Origin of the sequence: Klebsiella sp. MS 92-3 (genome assembly GCF_000195655.1) — a bacterium.
Taxonomy (GTDB): domain Bacteria; phylum Pseudomonadota; class Gammaproteobacteria; order Enterobacterales; family Enterobacteriaceae; genus Klebsiella; species Klebsiella pneumoniae.
Genome location: NZ_GL882838.1, coordinates 1 through 3,489 on the forward strand (window position 1 = coordinate 1; position 3,489 = coordinate 3,489).

3 protein-coding genes and 1 pseudogene are annotated in these 3,489 nt (G+C 54.9%); 1 reads left to right on the forward strand and 3 read right to left on the reverse strand.

From position 1 onward, the window contains the following. The 3 genes and pseudogenes from HMPREF9538_RS33390 to HMPREF9538_RS07560 form a co-directional block, all read right to left on the reverse strand. Positions 1-102, reverse strand: a pseudogene (locus HMPREF9538_RS33390) (peptidylprolyl isomerase); the annotation flags it as partial. A 581-nt stretch (positions 103-683) separates the two neighbouring features. Continuing rightward, positions 684-1,094 carry a hypothetical protein gene (locus HMPREF9538_RS07565; protein ID WP_004145917.1) on the reverse strand — a complete coding sequence of 137 codons (411 nt, stop codon included), beginning with the start codon at positions 1,092-1,094 and terminating at the stop codon, positions 684-686. Positions 1,095-1,341: 247 nt separating this feature from the next. Beyond that, entirely contained in the window at positions 1,342-1,689 is a 348-nt protein-coding gene (locus HMPREF9538_RS07560; protein WP_002888808.1) for a YacC family pilotin-like protein, read from the reverse strand. A 145-nt stretch (positions 1,690-1,834) separates the two neighbouring features. Here HMPREF9538_RS07560 and cueO point away from each other — a divergent pair, with 145 nt between their 5' ends. Further along, the gene (gene cueO, locus HMPREF9538_RS07555) at positions 1,835-3,433 is read left to right on the forward strand and encodes a multicopper oxidase CueO (protein WP_009485784.1); all 1,599 of its coding nucleotides are present in this window, start codon (positions 1,835-1,837) and stop codon (positions 3,431-3,433) included. Positions 3,434-3,489 lie beyond the last annotated feature (56 nt).

A 3,489-nucleotide genomic window follows, 5' to 3' on the forward strand; every position in this document is an offset into this window, starting at 1 on the left:
GGCGGCCAGCCGGGTCGTCAGCGGCTGTTTTTCAGCGTTAAGCGCTTTGACCTGCTCAAGAGCGGCCTGTTTCTCTTTTTCCGCAGCGGCCAGTTGGGTCATTAGCGCGTGTTTATCTTTATTAAGCGTGGTAAAGCTGGCGCTGAGGCGTTTATTTTCAGCTTCGGCTTGCTGAATCTGCGTCGTTAATTGCTGGATCTGCTGACGCGCCGCGGCCTGGCTTTGCTGTAGATTATTATTCTGCACAACGCCTGCTTTTTTTATTAATGCCTCTTTTTCTGCAGTAGCGGCGCTTAAGGCGACCTGTAATTCATTAATTCTCTTATTCAACGCCGCTTGCTCATTCGCTCCGGCAGTATCCGTTTGCGGCGTAGCGGCAAGCTGTTTTTTTAATTGCTGTATAAGCTTATCTTTTTGTGCAATCGCCGCCTGCTGGCTGGTGATTCTTTTTTGTAATTGTGAGGTGCTGGTACCGGTTTTTTTATTATCTGCGCTCTGGCGGCTTTCTTGTGTTTGTTTTACGCTTGCGGCATCGTTTTTTTCTTGCGCCTGAGATTGCTGGGTTTGCTGTTGGGCGTAATCAAGAAAGGCCGGCGCGGCGCCGGCGGTGAAGGGGGTTGAAAGCGCCAGCGCAGCGACGAGCATCAGCAGGGGCGCGTTGAGGGTCAGCGTGGCGGCTCTGTTCATGGCTGTTTGCTTTCACCACGCTGTACCAGGCTATCGATCAGCGTTTTCTGGATATCGGCGCACAGTTTGATGGATTTAAACTGATACATGGAGTCAATGCCAAGCCGGGTAGGATCCGCCACTTTCTCGCGCACGCTATTGTATTGTGACGCCGCGCGCACTAAAGCGTTAAAGTCATTGCTGAGTTTAGTGGCTTGCTGTGGGTTAACCTCTTTTAGCGAATCCAGCGCCTGGCGACAGGATTCAATGCGCGCTTGTTCGCTGGCCGCCCGCTCCTGCTCTGCCTGCTGCTGTGACGTCAGCGGCGTGGCGATCGGTTTAACCGGCTGGCGGGAAGAGGTATTGCTACAGCCGGCTACTAACAGCGCGGCGAGTGGGATAACACGAAGAGTCAGCGAGATATTCACAATTTCAGTCCATGAAGTAGGTATATTTTTACCGGATTCTAGAAGGGTGCTTTTTATTTTGCAATATATGAATAATGATATTTTATTAGTTTTTTAGTCATTCTTCATTATTATGGGTTTACTTTATTTGGCAAATTGATAGGTTCGCAATTAAATAAAGTTTGTTTATATACAATAATAAATATAAATATTTAAAGGGGGAAATTGAAATGCTAAAGGCGCGGAGCGTTGCCGCCCGCGCAGGGAATTATTTAACGTAAGCCAGCAGGCTGAGCGAATCGCGGGCCAGCGCTTTACATTTTTTCGCCGTCGGAATGTTAATGCCGCTAAGATCGCGATAGCTGTCTTCGCCAAGCGCTTTCATGTTGTAGCTGTCATAGTTGCTCAGGTCCCACTGGTTCTGTTGGGCAAAGAACACCAGCGCGCGACGGATCTGCGTGTTGGGCAGGTTCTGGTAGCCACAGTCGTTTTTCAGAAACACAAAAACCGCGGTTAAATCAGCCATATCTTCCGCTTCGGATTCGCTGAGCGCGTAGCTGTTGGCGGAGAGAGCAAGCAGGCTGCCGAGTACCATTGTTCTGAAAAGCGTCTTCATTTTTTCTACCATTAGATCACCGACGCTTCAAATTAGCATACTTCTTTACACAGCGCCGATCTTTATTCTTACTCTTCTGCTTGACCTTCCCGTTACGGTAGGGTTTAAGCTCAAATATTCGCCCGCAGAATAAAAGGATGTGAATATGCAACGTCGAGACTTCCTCAAACTGACCGCCGCGGTCGGCATGGCCAGCGCATTGCCGTTATGGAGCCGGGCGGTCTTTGCCGCCAGTCGCCCGGCTCTGCCGATACCGTCGCTGTTAGCCGCCGATGCGCGCAACCGCATCGCGCTCAGGATCCAGGCGGGCAAAACGCGGTTTGGCGCCCTGAATGCCACTACCTGGGGCTACAACGGGTCGCTGCTGGGCCCTGCGCTGCAGTTGACGCAGGGGAAGACCGTCACGGTGGATATTACTAACCAGCTGGCGGAAGAGACCACGCTGCACTGGCATGGTCTGGAGGTACCGGGCGAGGTCGACGGGGGGCCACAGGGGGTTATCGCGCCGGGCGCCACCCGCACGGTAAGCTTCACGCCAACGCAGCGGGCGGCGACCTGCTGGTTTCATCCGCATCAGCAGGGGAGCACCGGCCGGCAGGTGGCGATGGGGCTGGCCGGCCTGGTGCTGATCGAGGATGAAGAGAGCGGGCGCCTGCTGCTGCCTAAGCAGTGGGGAATCGATGATGTGCCGGTGATCGTCCAGGATAAGAAGTTCACCGCCGCCGGCGAGATCGACTATCAGCTGGATGTGATGAGCGCCGCCGTCGGCTGGTTTGGCGATACGCTACTGACCAATGGGGCCCTCTATCCCGAACATGCCGCGCCGCGCGGCTGGCTGCGCCTGCGCTTGCTGAACGGCTGTAATGCCCGTTCCCTCAATTTTGCCACCAGCGATAAGCGCCCGCTGTACGTAGTGGCCAGCGATGGCGGTCTGTTGGCCGAGCCGGTCAAGGTCGATGAATTGCCGGTCTTGATGGGGGAACGCTTTGAGGTGCTGGTGGACACCAGCGACGGTAAACCTTTCGATCTGGTGACTCTGCCGGTGAGCCAGATGGGCATGGCGATTGCGCCTTTTGATAAACCACAGCCGGTACTGCGCGTCCAGCCGCTGGTCATTCCCGCCTCCGGCAAGCTGCTGGATACTCTGGCCGCTCTCCCGGCGTTACCGTCCCTGACGGGGCTGACGCAGCGTCAGCTCCAGCTGTCGATGGATCCGATGCTCGACCGGATGGGCATGCAGGCGCTGATGGAGAAGTATGGCGACCAGGCGATGGCCGGAATGGATCACGGCATGATGGGGCATGGCGACATGAGCGACATGGGGAATATGCATCACGGCGACATGAGCATGAACCACGGATCCGGCATGGAGCATGGCATGTCGTCAGGCAAGGGCTTTGATTTCCATAACGCCAACCGCATCAACGGCAAAGCCTTCGACATGAATGAGCCGATGTTTGCCGCCGCCAGAGGCCAGTATGAGCGCTGGGTGATTTCTGGTAAGGGCGACATGATGTTGCATCCGTTCCATATCCACGGCACCCAGTTCCGTATCCTCAGCGAAAACGGCAAGCCGCCAGCGGCGCATCGTCGCGGCTGGAAAGACACCGTTCGTGTGGAAGGGGACGTGAGTGAAGTATTAGTGAAGTTTGATCATCCGGCGCCGAAGGAGTTTGCCTATATGGCCCACTGCCACCTGCTGGAACATGAAGACACCGGGATGATGTTGGGGTTCACGGTTTAAGTCTCTGCGACCTGCTGCCATCCCCTACGGGAAGAAGGACGGAACACCAAAAAAAA